The sequence below is a fragment of the Streptomyces sp. OfavH-34-F genome, assembly GCF_022347745.1.
Lineage (GTDB): Bacteria > Actinomycetota > Actinomycetes > Streptomycetales > Streptomycetaceae > Streptomyces.
On the sequence record NZ_JAKRGC010000015.1, the window covers coordinates 1 to 18,021 of the forward strand.

Annotated in this window: 18 protein-coding genes; 8 read left to right on the plus strand and 10 right to left on the minus strand. The window is 70.8% G+C overall.

Annotation, left to right across the window (positions count from 1 at the left end; genetic code table 11):
* The first annotated feature begins 282 nt into the window (after nt 1-282).
* Nucleotides 283-1,335: an anthranilate phosphoribosyltransferase gene (gene trpD / locus MHW47_RS05085; RefSeq protein WP_239221411.1), complete on the plus strand. Its 1,053-nt coding sequence runs from the start codon at nt 283-285 to the stop codon at nt 1,333-1,335.
* Nucleotides 1,336-1,349: 14 nt separating this feature from the next.
* Here the strand turns inward: trpD and MHW47_RS05090 are convergent, their stop codons facing one another.
* Nucleotides 1,350-2,234, minus strand: a complete 885-nt coding sequence (locus tag MHW47_RS05090; protein ID WP_308381422.1) for a nucleoside-diphosphate kinase — start codon at nt 2,232-2,234, stop codon at nt 1,350-1,352.
* Nucleotides 2,235-3,051: 817 nt separating this feature from the next.
* On the opposite strand from MHW47_RS05090, the gene MHW47_RS05095 reads away from it, so the two are divergent.
* From MHW47_RS05095 to MHW47_RS05120, 6 genes are all read left to right on the plus strand, one after another.
* The gene (locus MHW47_RS05095; protein ID WP_239221412.1) at nt 3,052-3,492 is read left to right on the plus strand and encodes a hypothetical protein; all 441 of its coding nucleotides are present in this window, start codon (nt 3,052-3,054) and stop codon (nt 3,490-3,492) included.
* Nucleotides 3,493-3,545: 53 nt separating this feature from the next.
* Entirely contained in the window at nt 3,546-7,169 is a 3,624-nt protein-coding gene (locus tag MHW47_RS05100) for a hypothetical protein (RefSeq protein WP_239221413.1), read from the plus strand.
* 511 nt (nt 7,170-7,680) lie between these two features.
* On the plus strand, nt 7,681-7,944 hold the full coding sequence (locus MHW47_RS05105) for a hypothetical protein (protein ID WP_239221414.1): 264 nt from the start codon (nt 7,681-7,683) through the stop codon (nt 7,942-7,944).
* An 84-nt stretch (nt 7,945-8,028) separates the two neighbouring features.
* A complete protein-coding gene (locus MHW47_RS05110) occupies nt 8,029-8,577 on the plus strand; it encodes a hypothetical protein (protein WP_239221415.1) in 549 nt (182 codons plus the stop codon).
* A complete protein-coding gene (locus MHW47_RS05115) occupies nt 8,574-9,044 on the plus strand; it encodes a hypothetical protein (protein ID WP_239221416.1) in 471 nt (156 codons plus the stop codon). The genes MHW47_RS05110 and MHW47_RS05115 overlap by 4 nt, the downstream gene beginning before the upstream one ends.
* A gap of 259 nt (nt 9,045-9,303) precedes the next feature.
* Complete coding sequence (locus MHW47_RS05120) at nt 9,304-10,065, plus strand: SAM-dependent methyltransferase (protein ID WP_239221417.1); 762 nt, start codon at nt 9,304-9,306, stop codon at nt 10,063-10,065.
* On the opposite strand, the gene MHW47_RS05125 is transcribed toward MHW47_RS05120, so the two are convergent.
* Both MHW47_RS05125 and MHW47_RS35895 read right to left on the minus strand, forming a co-directional pair.
* On the minus strand, nt 10,062-10,991 hold the full coding sequence (locus MHW47_RS05125; RefSeq protein ID WP_239221418.1) for a DUF5753 domain-containing protein: 930 nt from the start codon (nt 10,989-10,991) through the stop codon (nt 10,062-10,064). The genes MHW47_RS05120 and MHW47_RS05125 overlap by 4 nt on opposite strands.
* A gap of 83 nt (nt 10,992-11,074) precedes the next feature.
* The gene (locus MHW47_RS35895; protein ID WP_308381425.1) at nt 11,075-11,476 is read right to left on the minus strand and encodes a DUF397 domain-containing protein; all 402 of its coding nucleotides are present in this window, start codon (nt 11,474-11,476) and stop codon (nt 11,075-11,077) included.
* A 458-nt stretch (nt 11,477-11,934) separates the two neighbouring features.
* On the opposite strand from MHW47_RS35895, the gene MHW47_RS05135 reads away from it, so the two are divergent.
* Entirely contained in the window at nt 11,935-12,189 is a 255-nt protein-coding gene (locus MHW47_RS05135) for a hypothetical protein (protein ID WP_239221419.1), read from the plus strand.
* A 270-nt stretch (nt 12,190-12,459) separates the two neighbouring features.
* On the opposite strand, the gene MHW47_RS05140 is transcribed toward MHW47_RS05135, so the two are convergent.
* The 7 genes from MHW47_RS05140 to MHW47_RS05170 all read right to left on the minus strand — a co-directional run bounded on the left by MHW47_RS05140 (nt 12,460) and on the right by MHW47_RS05170 (nt 17,835).
* Entirely contained in the window at nt 12,460-12,942 is a 483-nt protein-coding gene (locus MHW47_RS05140; RefSeq protein ID WP_239221420.1) for an MvdC/MvdD family ATP grasp protein, read from the minus strand.
* On the minus strand, nt 12,942-13,241 hold the full coding sequence (gene tgmA, locus MHW47_RS05145) for a putative ATP-grasp-modified RiPP (RefSeq protein WP_239221421.1): 300 nt from the start codon (nt 13,239-13,241) through the stop codon (nt 12,942-12,944). The genes MHW47_RS05140 and tgmA overlap by 1 nt, the downstream gene beginning before the upstream one ends.
* Before the next feature lie 75 nt (nt 13,242-13,316).
* Nucleotides 13,317-15,230 carry a GntR family transcriptional regulator gene (locus MHW47_RS05150; RefSeq protein WP_239221422.1) on the minus strand — a complete coding sequence of 638 codons (1,914 nt, stop codon included), beginning with the start codon at nt 15,228-15,230 and terminating at the stop codon, nt 13,317-13,319.
* Nucleotides 15,227-15,961, minus strand: a complete 735-nt coding sequence (locus tag MHW47_RS05155) for a hypothetical protein (RefSeq protein WP_239221423.1) — start codon at nt 15,959-15,961, stop codon at nt 15,227-15,229. The genes MHW47_RS05150 and MHW47_RS05155 overlap by 4 nt, the downstream gene beginning before the upstream one ends.
* 193 nt (nt 15,962-16,154) lie before the next feature.
* Nucleotides 16,155-16,628: a DUF6082 family protein gene (locus MHW47_RS05160; RefSeq protein ID WP_239221424.1), complete on the minus strand. Its 474-nt coding sequence runs from the start codon at nt 16,626-16,628 to the stop codon at nt 16,155-16,157.
* Nucleotides 16,625-17,146 carry a hypothetical protein gene (locus MHW47_RS05165; RefSeq protein WP_239221425.1) on the minus strand — a complete coding sequence of 174 codons (522 nt, stop codon included), beginning with the start codon at nt 17,144-17,146 and terminating at the stop codon, nt 16,625-16,627. The genes MHW47_RS05160 and MHW47_RS05165 overlap by 4 nt, the downstream gene beginning before the upstream one ends.
* 134 nt (nt 17,147-17,280) lie before the next feature.
* Entirely contained in the window at nt 17,281-17,835 is a 555-nt protein-coding gene (locus tag MHW47_RS05170; RefSeq protein ID WP_239221426.1) for a hypothetical protein, read from the minus strand.
* Nucleotides 17,836-18,021 lie beyond the last annotated feature (186 nt).

Sequence of the window (18,021 nt, forward strand, 5' to 3'; positions counted from 1 at the left end):
GTGGGCCCCGGCCCGCCGGGCCGCCAGCGCCGCCACGTACGGCGGGCCGGGGTACTCGCGCGAGCCGCCAATCACCATCACCAGCCCGCCATCACCCTTCACTCCCCCGCCGGCCACGGCAACGGCCCGCAGTGCCAACTGCCGCGCGCACGAACGCTCCACGCGCACAGCTCCGCCGCCGCCGGCCCCGCGAACCTGGCCGTATGACGCCGCGTCAGTCGCTAGGCTCGGAACAGACACCCGCGCCGACACCCGGCGCCGGGCCGCTTCGAGGGGAACCCCGTGACCGCACCCACCCGTACCTGGCCGCACCTGCTCGCCACCCTGCTGCGCGGCGAGGACCTCACAGCGGACGACACCAGGTGGGCGATGCGCGCAGTCATGGACGACGACCACGAACCGGTCGCCCTGGCCGGCTTCCTCGTCGCGCTGCGCGCCAAGGGCGAGAGCCCCGCCGAGCTCGGCGGCCTGCTCGACGCCCTCATGGAGCGCGTCGTCCCGCTGCCCGTCGACGGCACCGGGGTCCTCGACATCGTCGGCACCGGCGGCGACGGCGCGCACACCGTCAACATCTCCACCATGGCCGCGATCGTCACCGCCGCCGCCGGAGTCGCGGTGGTGAAGAATGGCGGCCGCTCCGTCTCCAGCAAGAGCGGCTCCGCCGACGTCCTGGAACAGCTCGGCGTGCCCCTCAACCTCAGCCCCGCCCAGGTCGCCCAGTGCGTCCACGACCTCGGCATCGGCTTCACCTTCGCCCCCGCCTTCCACCGCGGACTGCGCCACGCCTCCCCCGTGCGCCGCACCCTCGGCGTGCCCACCGCGATCAACTACATCGCCCCGCTGACCAACCCCGCCCGCCCCGGCACCGCTCTGGTCGGCTGCTCCAACCTCCAGCTCGCCCCCCACCTGGCCACCGTGCTCGCCAGCCGCGGAACCCGGGCACTGGTCGTCCGCGGACAGGACGGCCTGGACGAGATCACCACGGCCGCCTGCACCGACGTGTGGCATGCCGACGACAGCGGTGTGCACCGGACCACGTTCGACACCGCCCGCTTCGGCCTCGCCCGCCCCGGTGCGGACGCACTGCGCGGCGGGGACGCCGTCTACAACGCGGACGCCGTCCACACCGTGCTCTCCGGCGCCCCGGGAGCCGCCCGCGACGCCGTCCTCGCCAACACCGCCGGAGCCCTCGCCGCCCACAACACCACGGCCGACCTCGAGGACGCCTTCGCCGATGGCCTGGACCGCGCCCGCGTCGCGATCGACAGCGGAGCCGCCGCAGACCTGCTCGCCCGCTGGACCAAACTCGCCACCGCCCTCGCTCCCCCTCGCTGACCTCGTCACCCCGCTCACCGCACTGCCCCACCCGTCAGCAGCGGAACCCGCCGCGACCACCGCTCCACCGCCTCCCACCGCCGACCGGTGCCCACCGCGGTGATGTCCCGTACGAGCTCCGCGAACGCCGCCCCCCGCTGCGCCGGCACCCGACCCGGAAGGCCGTCCACTGCGGCCCGTCCCTTCTCGGGATCCGGGTAGGCCGCCATGACCGCCGCGAGCGGGGCCTGCACGACCGACTTCGGTACGCTCGGGCTGGACGCGTGCGCGGATGCCACCAACGCGGCCCGTTCCCGCCAGGGCAGGAACACCGCGAGCTCCCGGACCACATCCAGCGGGTCGTCGCTGGTGTGCACCATGGTCAGCAGCCGGTTGGGGCTCCCCGCCACCGAGCGCAGCGTGTCCGCCCCCCGGCCGGCCGGGTCGTTCCCGCCCTTCAAGCGCGTCAGCCGTCGCGCGGCGTCACCGCCGGGGTGGCGGTACAGCACCAGCAGCCCCGGCCCCAGCCCCACCACGGTGTCCAGCAGAAGCAGCCGCTCCGCGGTCGCGCGACGGAGCTGCCACCACCACAACACCCGGACTCCGGACCGCTCCAGCCGTACGACGCTCGCGCCCACCGGTGTGAAGCCGGCGGCCTCCACCCTCGCCAGCACGTCCGCCGCCGCGCCGACCGCCATGGCATCCGGCCGTACCCACAGCAGTGCGGTCTCGGAGACGAACCGCTCCGCCCCGGCCTCTCCGAGTACACCCACCAGCGTCGCCCACCCCTCCCGCACCAGCGGGTCAAGGGCATAGTGCTGCGCCTTCTCCGGCACCCGGGTCAGGCGGTCCGGGGCAGGGACGGGCATGTCCACCCACCCCTGCCCCATGGCCGCCTCCGCCCTGACTGATGTCGTCACCGCGATCCCTCCGCTCCTGCCGACTGTGTGCCTCGACCAGCACACCGCAGGAGGACGAACCACCACAGAGGTCAAGGTCGTGAACGCCGTGAACACCAGCCCGCCTGTGTGAATTCGCGTGAAACCAGAACCCGCACCAGAAAGGGCTGGACCCCGCGCAGCCGGTGACGCAGTGCGGGCCGAACAGAAGATGCGGGGCGAAGGCCAGGGCGCAACACGCCGAGCCGGCGCCCGTGACCACCACGGACACGCCGACTTCCAAGCAGACCGGCGCCTGACCACCCCCTGGGGCCGAGTGCGAAACCCAGCACGCCCGCGCGTACGGCTCCTGCAGACCCCGACAACCCCTGGCACGGCTGAACACCCGTCGAACCAGCCGACCGAGCAGCAGCGGCGGCCGCCCGCGCGCGGCCGCCCCGCTCCGACTACGTGAGGGAAGACCATGACCGCGGTACCGAGGACCGCGTGAAGCACGGAAGACCAAAGCGCGCTCTCGTCCAAACCGCTGCACTGGGCCAGCCTCGCGCGCAGACCGCTCTCTCCCACTGAAGTAGAGGCCCGGCACGATGGTCTCCTCGCTCGTCCGCGCCTGGCCAAGGCGGAGTGAGGGCCCGGATACCGCCACCGTACGAAGGCCGGAAGGAGCCGCGCTGTCCGCGGGCGGAGCGAGACTGAAGCGATCTCACACATTCGAAGGGTCCGTCTCGGCCCGGCGCCCGGCCATCAGCTCGTGCGGAACCCCCGGGAACTGTGGCCCCGGGAAACGTCCGACTTCCACCCGTGGCTGATCGAGAATCTCGGTCTTCTCGGAGCGTGCATGGGTATCGGACGGCTGGAGTTCACCGGCCGCGAAGTCCTCGTCGGGGAGCAGTGGACCCATTCCGACCGCCACGGAACGCAGAGAGCGGTCGGCGGACTGCGGCTGGACATCAGCGCCCGGGACGAGCACGGACGTGCGGTGGTCGTCGAGGCGCAGTTCGGCCCGGCCGACCACGGCCATCTGGGCCAGCTCGTGACCTACGCCCACGCCTGCGAGGCGGCCGTCGCCGTGTGGGTGGTCGCGGACACCGACCCGCTGTTCTACACCGAACACCTCACGGCGCTCGCGGAACTCAACGAGCTCTTCGCGGGACGGCGGCAGTTCTTCGCGGTGGCGCTCACGCTGGAGTCGGAACCGCAGCCGGCGCCGGCACCGGACGGTTTCCTGCGCCCCCGGCTACGTCGTATCGACCTGAAGACGGGCCGGGGCGAAGACTAGGTCTTCGGGCCGTCTGGCCGATCATGCTGCACGGCGGGTGCTAGCGTGGGCCGGTGACACCGAATGGCGCTCCCGGAGCGGTAGTTGACCCGTCCCGGCTGGCGGACGGCTCGCACACGGCTAAGGCCCTCACCGAGCTGGGCTCCAACGGCGAGCGAGCACTGGACCACCTTCGCACCGCCGCGCAGATGCTTCAGGAACCCGAGCGCTGGCCCAGGCCGTTCGAGACCGTCCAGGCGTCCTGCCGGTCCGCTCTGGATGCGCTCCTCAAGGAAGCCGGGGAGGACTTCGAGGGTTCCCGCGATGCTCAGAAGCAGGTCAACGACGAGGTCGCGGGCCTCATCAAGCGGGCCGGGAAGCAGGGGCAGACCCCGCTGGGCACGTTGCTTACTGCTCTCGACGCCGCCGACGTGCCAGACGTCCTGGAGCCGAAGGCCGGCCTGGGCGCGCAAGTCGAGCGGCTGCTCCGCATCCCCGAGCCCTATCTGCCGGTTCTGCCCGACCCCCTGCCGGAGTACGAGACGGTCTGCGGGCTCCTTGACCTGGTCAAGGAGCTGCCGGCGCTTCCCCCCGAAGGGGATGCTGCCCATCAGCGAGTCGTCGAGACCCTGCGCCGCGTGCGCCAGGCCCGGCAGGAGTCCGGAGCGGCCGAAGCGGCCGCCCGGCCGGATGACCTCGACGGCCTGCGGAACGCCTGGGCCTACCACGAGCGCGAGAAGCAGAACGGCGGCGGCTTCCGGCGGCGCCAGCTGACGCACCTCCTCGTCCAGCGCAACGGCGACGTTCCGGGGGACGGGGAGGAGGAGGCGCTCCGGGCCTGGTCGAAGTTCTACCAGCGCACCTCCGGCACCCTTCACGGCGGAGGTACGGACGAGGCGAGCACCCGCCGTCTTTTCGCCGACCTTCTGGCCCATGTCGAGCAGCTCCTGCTCGACCTGCCCGCCCTGGCTCCGCTGCTGGTCCGGCTCGCCCGGACCGAAGCACCCACCGCCGAGGACGCCGCCGCCGTGGCTGCCTTCCACCAACCTCGCGCGATCAGATGGTTCTTCTCCAACGCCGTCAGCCCCGGCTGGCTCGGCCTTGTCAGTACGGCGCGGCTGCTGCCCCAGGCGGAGTACTGGTCGGCCCAGTCGTACCTGGAGCGCGTCGCCCGGGAGGATCCGCAGCGGGTCCTGGACTGGATCCAGCTGCACCAGGGCGCGTTCACCGGCGTGGACCCGGTCGTGCTGGGCGGTCTGCTGCGGGTGGCTCGTGCCATCGGCAAGGCCTCCGCCTCCGTGGTGCGCGCCGTCGTGGACCAGGACGACGCGGTGGAGGTGCTCTGGCGTCAGCTGGTGGTGTGGCTGGTCGACATCCCGGCCGGCGAGCGGGACGTCGACTGGGTGGAGACGGCCAAGCGGGTGCTGCTGCATGTGGCGGAGCACCCGGACGGGCAGTACTGGGAGCTCCAGGCGCTGCTGAGGGATCTCCAGTGCGCCGCGTACGGCCCGGACGGCGCCGGGGAGGCGGTCGTGGTGCGGGCCGTGCGCTCCGCGGTGAAGGCGGTCGTCGAGGCTGCCGTGACGTCCGGGGCGGAGCGGGCGGACCTTGACCTGGCGGACGACCTGCGCCAGGTCGTCGCGGCCGACGACTTCGGCGGTGCTTCCGCTACCCGGATCGCGGTCCGTGCCCGCCTCGACTTCGCCCGGACCGAGTTCCAGCACGGCGTCACCCTGGCCGAGCGCACCAGCGGATGGCCGAGTCTGCCGGGGCCTTCCCGGTGGGCGGACCGCGTGCTGGCCGCGCACCTGCTGGAGGCCCTCCCCCCGCAGCACGACGACTCCGAGGCGTCCCAGAGCTGGCTCGCGGCCGCCCGCGGTCTCCTGACTCGCGTGGGTGACGTCAAGATGGTCGGCGCCGACATCTTCGACCTGGTCGCCACCTCCCTTGACCGTTGCCCGCCCGCTGCCCTGCCGGAGCTGGAAGAAGATCTCGCGGCCGCGTTCGGCCCGGCCCCGACCGGGGCCGCCCTCGACGCGGGCCGCAGCGCTCTGGCCGACGGGACTGTGCCGGCCCCGGCGCGCTGGTACGTGGTGTGGTCGCTGTCCCCGCTACTGCCCGCCTCGGTGCTTGCCCCGTGGCGGCCCGCCGTCGACGCGGTGACCTCCCTGCTCGGGCCCGCTCCGGCCAAGCCGGAGCCGCGCTTTCGGATCGTCCCCTACCTCGACACCCTCACCGCCGCGGGACAGGAACTCGCGGCCTCGGCCACCAGCCAGGGCGCGCCGGCGGCCGCCGCGCTCCTGCTACAGCGGCAGCAGACCGGTTCCCTGTCCCCGGACTACGCCCGGAACGTCCTGGGCCGGCTCGTCGCCACCGACGCGGCCCTGTGGGCCGCCGACGTCCCCGCGGTCACCGCGGCCCTCGTGGACCACACTCTGCAGCACGCCTACCTGGCCGCGCTACGCCCCCTGCTGGACGCCGACCCGTGCCCGCTCCCGGACCGCGAGGCCACCACGAGGGCGGTCATCGCGGCGCTGTGGGACCTGTTCGGAGCCCCCGGCGTCGAGGCCTCGGTCATGCTGCAGGCGCAGCAGACCCTGTGCATGGCGCTGAGTAAGGCGTGGACGCACCACGTCGACCTCGGGGACATGTCGGTTGCGCTCACCGGCTGGCTCGAAACGGCCGTCGCCGCCTGGACCGAGCCGACCACTCCGGCGGACGGCCCGCTGTCGGTCGCGCTCTGGGAGACCGGCGGCCTCGCGCTCGACGCCCTCATCCGATACGGCCTCACGTTCGCCGTGGCCCCGGCCGAACTCACGGTGGCCGTCGAGACCCTGCTCGACGGCATCCTCGCCGAGGGAACCGACGGCCGCGCCCTGGCCGTCGTCGGCCAACACCTCCCCGCTCTGATCCAGCACGCGCCCCGCTGGACCGACCGGCACCAGGCAGATCTCTTCGACCTCGACAAGACGTTCGTGCCTGCCGTCTTCGGGCTCAACTCCCGGCGGCCCCTCGATGCGGCCGGCATGCGAATCCTGCAGCGCCTCGACCCGGTCAAGCTCGCCGCCTACCTGGCCCGCACCAACGGCGACGACCCGACACCCACGCCGCTCTGGGCGTACTGCGCGGCCCTGCTCCTGGCCAGGCCGGCCGACCTCGGAGGCCGTTCCGAGTTCCTCGCCGTCCTCATGACCTGCGACGGCGGCCCTCCGGCGATCTCCCGGCTGCTGGGCGACGCCGAGCGCCTCCTGCCCCGCACCGCCACTCCAGAGAGGGCGGCGGACGTCGAGCAGGGCGTTGAGCTGTGGCGCGGCATTCTCGCGCTCGACCTTCCCGGCTCGGCCGGCCACCTGCACGCCGCCGGGAACTTCGCCCACACCGCAGCGCTGGACAACGCGGTGTGGCTGGAGCTGACCGCCCAGACCCTTGAGCGCACCACGGACATCACCCGCATCACCGCCGTGGCACGGCGCGCGGCCCGGCATCCAGACCGCGAAGCCGCCCACCGGATCCTCGCGGCCCTCGTGGTCTGCGATGCCTCCGTCGGCTCCGTCACGGGATCGCTCCGCACCACGGAGATCAAGAACGCGGGCATCGCGTTGTGGCAGACCTCCCAGCCCGGCACACCGGGCCGTTCAGAGCTCGGCCAGGCCCTCGCCCGCCACTACGACTTCCTCGAGGGCGCCGCAGAGCAGTAGGCGGGGAAGCCACCGCTTGCCGGACCGCACGCGGCGGACGGGGGCTACCCGGGGCTTGAGGAACATCCTTGTCAGATCGTGCGCTAAACCCTTGCGGGCCGGCAGTGATCCGCCGCGAGCGCGCAGAGCTCTCGAGGGCTTCTCCATTCCGGTGCCCGGTGCACTTGCACGGGGAGCGGAAAGGTGATCTACCGATTTCACCCGTCAGAGTGGTTCGCAAGCTGGCGCAGGCTGCCTCCCGTCTTCCGCCGCAATACTTTCCTCTCGCTTTCCGTGCAGAATCGGCCGAAATCTGACGACGAGGGGACCGGATTGGCCTAAAGGTCGGCCCGCACCCGCGAGAAGCCGAACAAGATCATTCCACTTTCATGGACTTTCTCGAACTGGTGCGGTAACCGATGGCCGCCTACGGTATGTGTCGGGGAAACGCAAAAGGGCTTCGAGGCGGGCGGTCAACTCCCTCGAAGCCCTCACGCGTCTGCCCTGTTCCACCCCAGAGAAGGAGAACAGAGTGATTGAACGCGTAATCCAGAATCCCGTAGGCGGTTTTCTGGTGTGTCCTGACTTTACCATTCCGGTTTCCCACTCCGGTCAAACCTCGCTGGTGAATATTTTCCGCTTCACCCTGCGCTGGAGTTCCGTACTGCTCAGTTCCCTGGCGGTCGGCACCGCGCTGAGTGGCGAGGCGCCGTCGTACGCGGCCCTTGCGGTCCTCGGGCCTCTGGTCTGGGCCGACCGGACGAGCTTCACCTGGGTGAGGAGTCGTCGCTCCTGACCGACGGCGGGGGCGGGCCGTCCGGCTCGCCCCCGCCTGTTCGGTGCAGTCGAGCAGTTGGTGTTGATCACAGACGGAGGGGCGATGGAGTGGCACGCAGAAGGCACGCTAGGTGCGGGGATGGTGGTGCGCAGGTGTGCGCTGTCGGAGTGCGGACGGCAGATCACTGACCGGCAGGCAACGGGCCGGCCGCGGCGCTACTGCCAGGTGAGCTGCCGGCGCCGCGCGCAGTACTTGCGCGACCTGGCCAGAAAGGCCGAACGCTCAGGCCCGGCGCGTCCTTCGCGCGCCGAGGGACGAGCGGAGGTGAGCGAGGGCCGGCGGCCTTTCGGGCAGGCGCTCACCAACCTCTTCCGCGACAGCGGGCTGCCGGTGCGGGACGTCGCCAGGCTCACGCGGATCGTCACCGAAGCCGGCAGAGCGGCCGGAGAGGAATCCGCACCGCCTTGGCGCGGTGACGTCCAGGAGCAGACGGAGTTCCTGGACGACTGGGAACGGGTGAGCCAGCTCGTCGAACGATGCGGCGTGAGTGCTGAACGGTTTCGGCCATTGTGGGACATGGCCCGCCGCGCCGCCTTGCGCGACCTTGACCGCGACCACGTCGGTGAGGGCACAACGCCCGGGGCCTCATGAACACCAGTCCCCTCCAGAGCCCCTGCCGCACGCTGGAGCGGCATGTGCCCCACGCGCCGGTCCGCGAGGAGGTGCTGGAGCTGAGGCTGCCCGTCACGTTCACCGCGTTCTGCGTGAGGCGGCTGCCTGCCTACGTGCGCTTCGCGACGGCGTGCACGGGCTGCCACCGCACCGGCAGGAACTTGGCGCAGGACGCGCTCGGAGATCTGGCGACCATCTGGGAGCACGCCTTGCGCAGCGCGTCGCCTGCGGCGATCTCCTGGAACCTGATCAGCGAACGCGGCAGCAGTCATGCGCGGCTGCGCAGCAGCTCGGTGTACCGGGTGCTGTCCCGCCCGCACGCCGATGCGGTCGTCCTGCGCTACCGCCTGGGCATGACAGCGGCAGAGGTCGCAGAGCTCATGGGGATCGACGAAGCGGAACTCAAGGGCATGCTCCACTACGCGACGCGGCTGGCCGTCCGGTGAGTTTCCGTGCGCCGGCGGGCAGTGACCGAATTCAACTTATGCCTTCTGCATATGCCAGCCAACGAACAGTGACTCAAAGTAGCGGTTTCAGGCTGGTTTCGTCCCTCGGTGTAGTGAAGCTGCTGGTCATCTTGGAGAGAAACCCCGTAACATAGCCCCTCCCGAAAGGGAATCCGACGCTGCGCCGGGGGCGTGGCGCGGACGGGACGCGGGGAGAAATGTCATCCTGCCTGATTTCAGTACGCCCAGCGTGGCGCGAATGTATGACTTCTTACTTGGTGGACGCGACAATTATCCGGTCGATCGCGCTGCGTGCGAAGAGCTTTTGGAAATGGCTCCCAGTACGCGCGAACTGGCTCTGGTAAACCGGGCCTTCCTTGCCCGTGCGGTGCGTTACCTGGCCGAAGAATGTGGAATTACCCAGTACATCGATCACGGATCGGGCCTGCCGACGCCGCCGAATGTTCACCAGATTGTCCAGGAGATCCATCCAAGGAATACGCGGGTGGTGTACGTGGACAACGACCCGATCGTTCACGGTCACGGAAAGATGATGCTGGAGGAGAACACCGCGTCCACCGCGGTCATACTCCAGGACATGCGGGACACCAACGCCGTCTTCCGTAGCGATGAGGTGCGCCGGCTGATCGACCTCGGCAAGCCGGTCGCGTGCCTCTTCGTCTCCGTGCTGCACTGCCTGCCCGAGAAGGACGACCCGTGGAAGCTCGTACGGGACGTGGCGCGCCGGCTGCCGCCCGGCAGTTACATGGTGATCTCGCAGCTGGCGAGCGATGATGAACAACTGCGCTCCGACATCACGCAGTTCATGCACCGGATCACGGGCGGGAAGTGGGGCGAGGTCCGCTCTCTGGCCGAGGTGAACCGGTTCTTCGACGGGCTGGAGCTGGTGGAGGCGCCGGCACCGTGCGAGGTTTCGCTCTGGCGCCCGGCCGGTGACCTCGGCCCGAGGCAGCGGACGAAGGAGTGGGTGGAGTACGGGGGTGTCGCCCGCGTTCCCTAGTCCTTGCCGACGAGACGCTGGATGTGCTCGTCCAGGATGCGCAGCGTCTCGGTCTTGTCGGCAGCCCCCATGAACAGGGCGGTGAGCCGCTGGCGGTGCTGCTCGACGCTCTCCGGGTCTTTGAGGTACGTGCCGCTGACGTTGCTGGACTCGATGTAGACGAGGTCATCGCCCTGGCCCGGCTGCATCGTCAGCAGCGTGACCGACCCGTGCGCAGGTGCGAGATCCGCCGGGGCGTCGAAGGGAAGAACCCTGACGTGGATGCGTGCGCTGTTCTCCGCGACGCTCAGGAGATGGCGGAGCTGCGCACGCATCACAGGCGTCGAGAACTTCGTCCGGCGCAGGACATTCTCGTCCACGACGGCGTAGTAGGCCGGGGCTCCGGGCAGGGCCAGGTGCATCTGGCGCTCAAGGCGGAAGGCTATGCGCCGGCGCAGTCTCGCCAGGTCGGCTTCGCACAGCACGCCCTGGGCGGTGGTCACCGCCTCCGCCATGATGGCCTGCGCGTACTCCGGGGTCTGGAGCAGACCGGGGACGTGGTGGTTCTCGAACGTGCGGATCTCCTGGGCCGAACGCTCCTGGCTGAACAAAAGGTTGCTGTGGCCGGGGATGACGTCCTGGAACCCGGCGAACCATTCCTCTGCCGTCGCCTGGCGGGCCATGGCGAGGCAGGCTTCGAGGTCGCCGGGGTCGCCTTTGGTGTAGAGCTGCACCAGTTGCCGGACGTAGCGCTCCTGAACCGGCACCTTGGCCGTTTCGTACTTGCTGAGCATCGACTCCGAGCCGATCGCCCCGGCGGCCACCACGTCCCGCTGGAGCATGCCGGCGCTCTCGCGGAGCCGCCGCAGGTGCCTCCCCAGGAGGTCAGCCGCGACGGCCGGCGATCTGACGCCACCACCGACCGGAACTACATGCAGATCCGACATCACCACTCCTCCTACCGGCCCGGCGGCCAGTATTCCAGAGCGAAGAGTCAACGGTGGCGCGTCAGCGTTCGTCTATCTCGTTTTCAGACAGTCACCCGGTCGAACTCGCCGCCCTTCATGCCATCGGAGAAGGCGGCCCACTCGCCGGGGGTGAAGACCAGGGCGGGACCGTCCTTGTCGCGGGAGTTCCGGAAGGCCACGTGCCCTTCCGGCAGGGCTGCAACTTCGATGCAATTTCCTCCGATGCCGTCGCTCGCAGACGCCTTGAACCACTCGACGTCCTGGATCGACGTAGCCGGGATGCCGTTGCTGTACATGTGGACCACCTGCCCTTTCAGTCCTGACCTGCAGATTTGAAGCGGGTCGGGCCATACCCACAGGGTGGGAGGCCCGGCCAGACCCACACTTTCACACACCCATGAAATTTCACGGGCAAGCGAGGGATGACGGTGATCATATCCCTGGAAACGGATATCGAGCGTCACCCGAAAGAGCGCTCCTGCGGGATGAAAATATGAATGCTTTTCCCGTCGTCATCGTGTGCATGCCAGGCGCTGCTCCCGTTCGAAAGATTGGCCGACTTGAATACCGTGGCGAGCCCTGGCTAGGCATGGCGATACCGCTGGCAGATTCGCTGGGCCTTGCCGTAATGGCAGCGAAATGCCCAGGCCGCTCATGCCTGTGCTTTCCCGCCCGGTAGCGCCAAACTGGTGGGCATCAGCCATGAGCCGACCTCGCGAGCGCCCGTGCCCGGCTGCCCGGCCTGGTCGAAGCGTCCAGCTGTGCCGTGTCGGTGCTTCGATGCGGAGCCGACGTCCCGGGCCGCCGGCCCTGGCCTGGAGCTGTTCGTCCGGTGCAGGGCCGGAGGCGACGGCGAGCCGCGCGTCCGGTGCCGCTTCGGCGCGGAACGGCCGGCTGCGCAGGTTGTGACGGTGGCGGCCAGGTGATCGATCTGGCGGTCGGCAGGTCTCCCCGGGACGCCGTCCACACCGTGCTCTCCGGCGCCCCGGGGGCCGCCCGCGACGCCGTCCTCGCCAACACCGCCGGAGCCCTCGCCGCCCACAACACCACGGCCGACCTCGAGGACGCCTTCGCCGATGGCCTGGACCGGGCCCACGTCGCGAGCGACAGCGGAGCCGCCGCAGACCTGCTCGCCCGCTGGACCAAACTCGCCACCGCCCTCGCTCCCCCTCGCTGAGTTCGCCACCCCGCTCACCGCACTGCCCCACCCGTCAGCAGCGGAACCCGCCGCGACCACCGCTCCACCGCCTCCCACCGCCGACCAGCGCCCACCGCGGTGATATCCCGTACGAGCTCCCCGAACGCCGGCACCCGCTGCGCCGACACCAGACCCGGAAAGCTCTCCACTGCGGCCCGTCCATGTCCGCGTGCAATGAGGGCGGGTCTGACATCTCCGCTTGGCGGCAGGCCAACCTCGGCACGAAGACCGGCTACTCCGCGTCGGCCGTCAGCCGTCTCGAGACCGCAGAGTCCTGGGTCGGACGCGGCCGCGCCCCCGGTCCGCGCGCACGTGCAGCCCGCTCGCCCGTGCGGCGGCCAGCTGCACCGGCTTGTACTCGGCGCGCGCCATCGCGGTCGGGTGGTTCACCCACCGGCACTCCAGCGCGGACAGAACACCTCCGAGACCGCCTCGGGCCTGATATGCGGCGAACCTCTCCTCCGGACCGGACATCCCCTCGGGGAAGCGGAACGCCCCAGGGGCGCGGTAGTACACCGCGCCAACCTGGGACATCTCCACTATCCGGTGCTCGGTGATGAGTTCGCCCGTCCAGGAACGCCCCTGGTCGATGCGTCCGGCCAGGGTGAGGCGCTGCGCGAAGTCGGCGGTGTCCATGCGGAACACCTCGACGCCGCGGCGCTCCAGCTCGACGACCACCTTGTCGGTGGGCAGGTCGTCGGAGGCGGCGATGATCAGGACGGGCGGGGTCATCAGTCCTTCGCCCCCTCATCCAGCGGCGGCGGGTTGGTGGTGGTGCCGTCCGGGACCGTGGGGCTGTGCGTGCCCGCCATGACGGTCAGCATCCCTCCGTCGGATGCCATGCTGACCTGGAGGACCGGGTCGTAGGAGTGCGCCGGGATGACGGACGCGTTGGTGGAGTCGGGGACGCGGGCGAAGCGCAGCCCCCACGGCCGGGTCTCCGGCGCCGACGGCGCCTCGTCGCTGACCGGAGTGCGGCCACCGGCCGGCGCGAGGGGGAATGCCTCGCGGAGCAGCGTGCTGGTTGTCACGGTCTCTCCTTCTTGTCGAGCGGGATGAGGGTGGTGCAGCCCGGCGCGGGTCGGTGGTGCGCCCGTGCCGGGGGTTTATGGGAGCCTCAAGGGCTGTCGGGTGGTTGGCGGCACGTAGAACCCTTCGGCTGGCTGGTAGGCGAGGTGTCCTTCCCTGGCCAGGGGATCAAGCGCGGACCGTATGGTGGGCCCGCTGATTCCGTACTCCCTCTTGAGGGGGACGGAGATGCGCTGGCCGGGTTGGATCAGGCCCGTAGCGATGCGCGCTCGTACGATTTCCCGTATCTGCTCCTCTCCCAGCGCGGGCATGTAGATGCCGGTCTCCGGGTGCAGGGCCAGGTATCCGTCGACGATCAGGGGGGCGAGCGCGGACTGCACGGCCCGGCCGGAGACGCCGAATTCGCGCGTCAGGTCGTCGGAGAGGAACCGGCCGGGGTGGATCAGGCCCGTAGCGATGCGTGCCCACACGATCTCGCGGAGCTGCGCGTCCCCTATTACTGCGAGCATGCGGATGCCGTCTTGCGGATTCCACTCCAGGAACCCGTCGTTGATCAGGGGCAGGAGCATGGCCGGCAGCTTCCTTCCCCGGAGGCTGAACTCCCGCTCCGGCCCGGAGATGCGCTGGCCGGGCTTGATCGTGCCATTCACGATGCGCGCCCACACGATCCTCTGGAGTCGCGCTCCCGTCATCGGTTCTGGGCGGGGGGCCGAGGTCGCAGGCACGGTGATACCTCCGAGTCCGGCGACCAGAAGCCCTTCGGAAACCAGCGGGGCGAGCGCGAGCCGGGCCTTACGACCGGTGATGCGGTACTCAAGCACGAGCATTTCCGGCACCGGTTCGCCGGGCTTGATGCTGCTGTCCTTGATGCGTGCGCGTACCTCGGCGGTGAGATCCTCAATGCTCGGGCCCGTGTAACGCTCCGGCGGGCCTTCGCCGGACGGCAGGTAGATGCCGAACCCCGGCATATTGACGAGCAGCCCCTCCTGGACCAGGAGCTTGAGCCCCTGCCTGGTCCTGTGCTCCCCCACGCCGCACTCCCGCGACAGGATCGGTACGAGGGCGACATCGCGCGGGAGCGTGCCGGCCTCGATGCGGGCACGGGCGACAGCGGCGACGCGGTCCCGCAGCAACGGCCTCACGCGCACGCCGCTGGGAAGGCGGTCCGGAGCCGACACAGCATCCGGCAGGCGGTTGGCGGACAAGCTCGGCGAGTCGCCGGGCAGCTCTGCCGGGCGGCCCGGCCGGTTTCCCGTATCGGACGTCAGGGACGTGTCGCTGCGCGGCAGGTAGGTGCCCCAGCCCGTCCGGGCGACGAGCAACTTCTCGCGGACCAGAGGCGCGAGCCCCATCCTGACCCGACCGTCGGTGGTGTAGAACTCCTCCGCGAGGAGCGCTACGAGGGGGATGCCGCGCGGGAGGGTGCCGGCCTCGATGCGGGCCCGGACAACCGCGGTGATGTAGTCCCTGACCGGCACTCCGGGGGGCACGCGGTGGTTTCCCGTACCGGACGTCGGGGACGTGTCGCTGCGCGGCAGGTAAACACCCCGGCCAGACCGGGAGACGAGTACGCCTTCACTGATCAGGGGTCGTAGCCATCTATAGACGCATGTCTTGCTGGCGCCGAACTCCTGCATCAGGAGCGGTACGAGGGACACGTCGTGCGGGAGTGCGCCGGCCTCGATACGGGCGCGGAGGACTGCGGTCATCCGTTCTTGGGCCGTGAGGGCACGCGGTACGACGGGGAGAGGGTGGTCGGGGTCCAGGATCAGAGTCGCCTGGGATTTATGCATGCGGACGCGCCCCTCCTCGTGCAGCACGCGCAGGGCTATTTGCACCTCCCACCCGGTGACCTCGAACATTTCGGCCAGCTTCGGGACGGAGGGAAGCCTCGTGCCCGGCGGATACCGGTCGCAATGGTGGTCGAGCAGGAAGACCAACCCGTCGTAGGCCATCTTCGGCTTGCGGCCTAACCGCGGCGGTGTACTCATGCGGGCTCCGGCGGGGTGCTCGGTGCGACGGCTGCGGCGAGAGCTGGGGCCGTGTGCGCGCTCAGCGCGCCGAGCTCGGCGGCCGGGGCCGCAGTGGCGTGCGCGCACAGGCCCGGCGTACGGTCCTCCGGCCGGGGCGGGACAACAGCCTCGACGGTGACCAGGCGCAGCTCCCGTACGGCGTGCTGTGCCACGACGTACCGGGCGTCGGGCGAGTCGTAGCGGACCGCGACGTCGTCCTCGGGCGGGCCCGGCTCTCCGGTGCGCGGGTAGAGGGTGCCGCGCACCCCGATCATCGGTGCCTCGCGCACCCGCAGCCGGACGTACCCGTCCCGCAGCCACGGGCACTGCAGCGTCACCCGGTCCGCGCACTCCTCGCAGGAGGGCGGCACGGTGGTCTGCACGTCCTCCCACGACGTGCCCTCGGCCGGCGGGCCGTCGAGCAGCGGGAGCAGCCACAGCATGCCCTCGGCGGTCCGGCCCGCCGACCGGCCGCACGTCGCGCACAGCAGCAGCCGCATCGCCCGGTGCTGACGGTCGGGCTGCAGCCGGGTGTAGATGCGGGCCCCGGTCTGCCTACCGCCCCACGCCTCCCACAGCACGCCGTCGTCATCGCGGTGCGCCCGGTCCACGTCGGGGTCGACGTAGGACACGCCGTCGTGGTCAGTTCTCAGCGTCGCGGGCAGTACGGTTTCGCCCGCCCACGGCAAGACGAACGGAGGGGTTCTCATCGGATCGGGACTTCCTGTGGATCGGTGACGACGGATATGAGGCGGGGGTCGGGCCGGCGCGCCCCGCGCCCCCGCACGGAACGCGGCCGGGGCGCGGTCCCGCGCCGCCCCAGGCATCTCCGGAACGCAGTCGCCCGTCGGGCGACTCCGGGGCCCTCGGATCTGGGTGGGCACGCCGCGCTCGCGCGGGCGGTCAGGCGGCCGCCGGCTCCTCTTCACCCAGCGGCAGCCGCACGGCGAAGGCTGAGTAGGCGTCGGCCAGGGCTTCGTTGACGGCCGTGAGCCGTCGGTGACCTCGGACGGCCTCCGCCTGCCGGCGGGCGGCGAAGTGCTCCCAGTACCGGCGCACAGGAGCCATCTGCATCAGCTCGAACGCGCAGTGCCGCATCTGCTGCTTCGAATCCAGGCCGTGCCGGTAGCGGGCCGCGAGCGAGCACAGCAACGAGTTGGCGCCCATCAGCTCGGCGTACTGCTCGCCGGTCATCCCCTCGGGCGCCCACACCTCGGCGATGTCCGGACGGGTCATCATCAGGGTCAGCCACCGCTCCTGACGGTCCTCGAACCGCGCGCTGATGATCTGGCGCTGGTGCCGCTCCTTCTGCACGAGGTGGGCCCCGGCCAGCACAGTGAGCGCGAGGAGGGCCAGGCGCGGAGTGGTCTTCGTCATCGATAGGTTCCCTTCGAAGCGGTGCTCGGCTGCATGGCCGGTGACAGGTAGCTGAGGAATCCGCAGGAGCGGTCGAGCCGGCGCAGGATGTGTTCGTAGGTGTCGCTGCTGGCGGGTATGTCGTGGCGGCTGGTCGCGAGGATGCCGTCGGCCAGTCCGAGCTTGACGTTCGCGCAGGCCCGCTCCAGCTCCGGCCGTGGCTCCGCCTCGGCTCCGGTGACGGGGTACTCGGTGAAGTGGGCGCGGCAGACCCTCCACCCCCGCTTCTTGGCGAGCTCGGCGAGCCGGGCATGCGCGGCCTGCGGGGCGACGCCCGGCGTCACCAGGACGTACGTCACGACGCGGACCGGCCCGGCGCGCGTCGCGAGACGGGCGAAGGCGTCCGCGGCGTAGGTCCAGCGCAGGTGCGCGAGCCGGCTCTCGCTGGTCTGCCGCGTCCGAGGGGGACGGGGTGGGCCGTAGCACGGACCGAATGGCCAGTCGTCCTCGATCTCGTCGGGGGGCATGATCTCCAGCACGGGGATCCTCCAGCAGGGCAGGCCCCTGGTACCGGGGCCGAGGCGGCAGCCCGGCACCAGGGGGTCGAGCCGTGCCCGCCGACGGGCGCAGGGAGGGGGCGTCCTGGTGGACGCGCCGTCGGCGAGCACGGAGTTCAGGGGGATGAGGGGGATGTACGGGTGAGGTGGGCGGCGAGGGCCGCGTGGGGGGCCGGTTCGGGCCGGGTCTGTATCAGCACCTCCCGCAGTGGACCGGCCGGCACCAGTCGGTCAGCGCCCTTCGGCCGCAGCCAGTACGGGCCCGGAGGCGCGTGCCGGGTCAGGGGCGGCAGCGTGATCGTGTGCGGCCCGCCGACGCACTCCGCGTACGGGTGCCGTTCCCACCGGCTGCGGGTGCCCGGCGGGACCAGCCAGTACAGCCAGCCGGCCTCCGGGTCCTCGATGACCGGCCCGCACCCGCCCTGCTGCTCATCCATCCACTCCACCGCCGCGAGAGCCTGCACGCTGGAGCTGGTGACGACGACCTCGAACCCGTTACCGCCCAGCCGCACTCGCGCCGGGCGTTCGGCCTCGATGTCGAGCACGGCCCGGACAAGCACGGCCAGGTCCACCATGTCGGCGACGGGCTGGCGGTCCGGGCCGGCCGCCGTGTCCAGGCGCTCGACGATCTCGCCGGACGTCGGCGCCTTGAGGAGGGTGAGGGCGCTCACGGTGCTACCGGGGCCGGGCGCAGAGTGGCGCGGACGATCTTGCCACGGCCGGTCCACCCGGCAGGCCGGGGCCAGCCTTCAACGCGAGCGACTGCCAGCGCGACGTAGTTGGCCAGCAGTGCAAAGCGCGTCTCACGTAGGACAGCAACGAGTTCCATCATGAGGCCCTTCGAACAGGGACAGGAG

Excerpts from the sequence above, each read along its gene's own strand:
- MHW47_RS05140 (WP_239221420.1), bottom strand. The coding sequence starts at position 12,942 with ATGACCCCGCCCGTCCTGATCATCGCCGCCTCCGACGACCTGCCCACC.
- MHW47_RS05115 (WP_239221416.1), top strand. The coding sequence starts at position 8,574 with ATGAACACCAGTCCCCTCCAGAGCCCCTGCCGCACGCTGGAGCGGCAT.
- MHW47_RS05095 (WP_239221412.1), top strand. The coding sequence starts at position 3,052 with ATGGGTATCGGACGGCTGGAGTTCACCGGCCGCGAAGTCCTCGTCGGG.
- MHW47_RS05160 (WP_239221424.1), bottom strand. The coding sequence starts at position 16,628 with ATGACGAAGACCACTCCGCGCCTGGCCCTCCTCGCGCTCACTGTGCTG.
- MHW47_RS05155 (WP_239221423.1), bottom strand. The coding sequence starts at position 15,961 with ATGAGAACCCCTCCGTTCGTCTTGCCGTGGGCGGGCGAAACCGTACTG.
- MHW47_RS05125 (WP_239221418.1), bottom strand. The coding sequence starts at position 10,991 with ATGTCGGATCTGCATGTAGTTCCGGTCGGTGGTGGCGTCAGATCGCCG.
- MHW47_RS05110 (WP_239221415.1), top strand. The coding sequence starts at position 8,029 with ATGGAGTGGCACGCAGAAGGCACGCTAGGTGCGGGGATGGTGGTGCGC.
- MHW47_RS05150 (WP_239221422.1), bottom strand. The coding sequence starts at position 15,230 with ATGAGTACACCGCCGCGGTTAGGCCGCAAGCCGAAGATGGCCTACGAC.
- MHW47_RS05120 (WP_239221417.1), top strand. The coding sequence starts at position 9,304 with ATGTATGACTTCTTACTTGGTGGACGCGACAATTATCCGGTCGATCGC.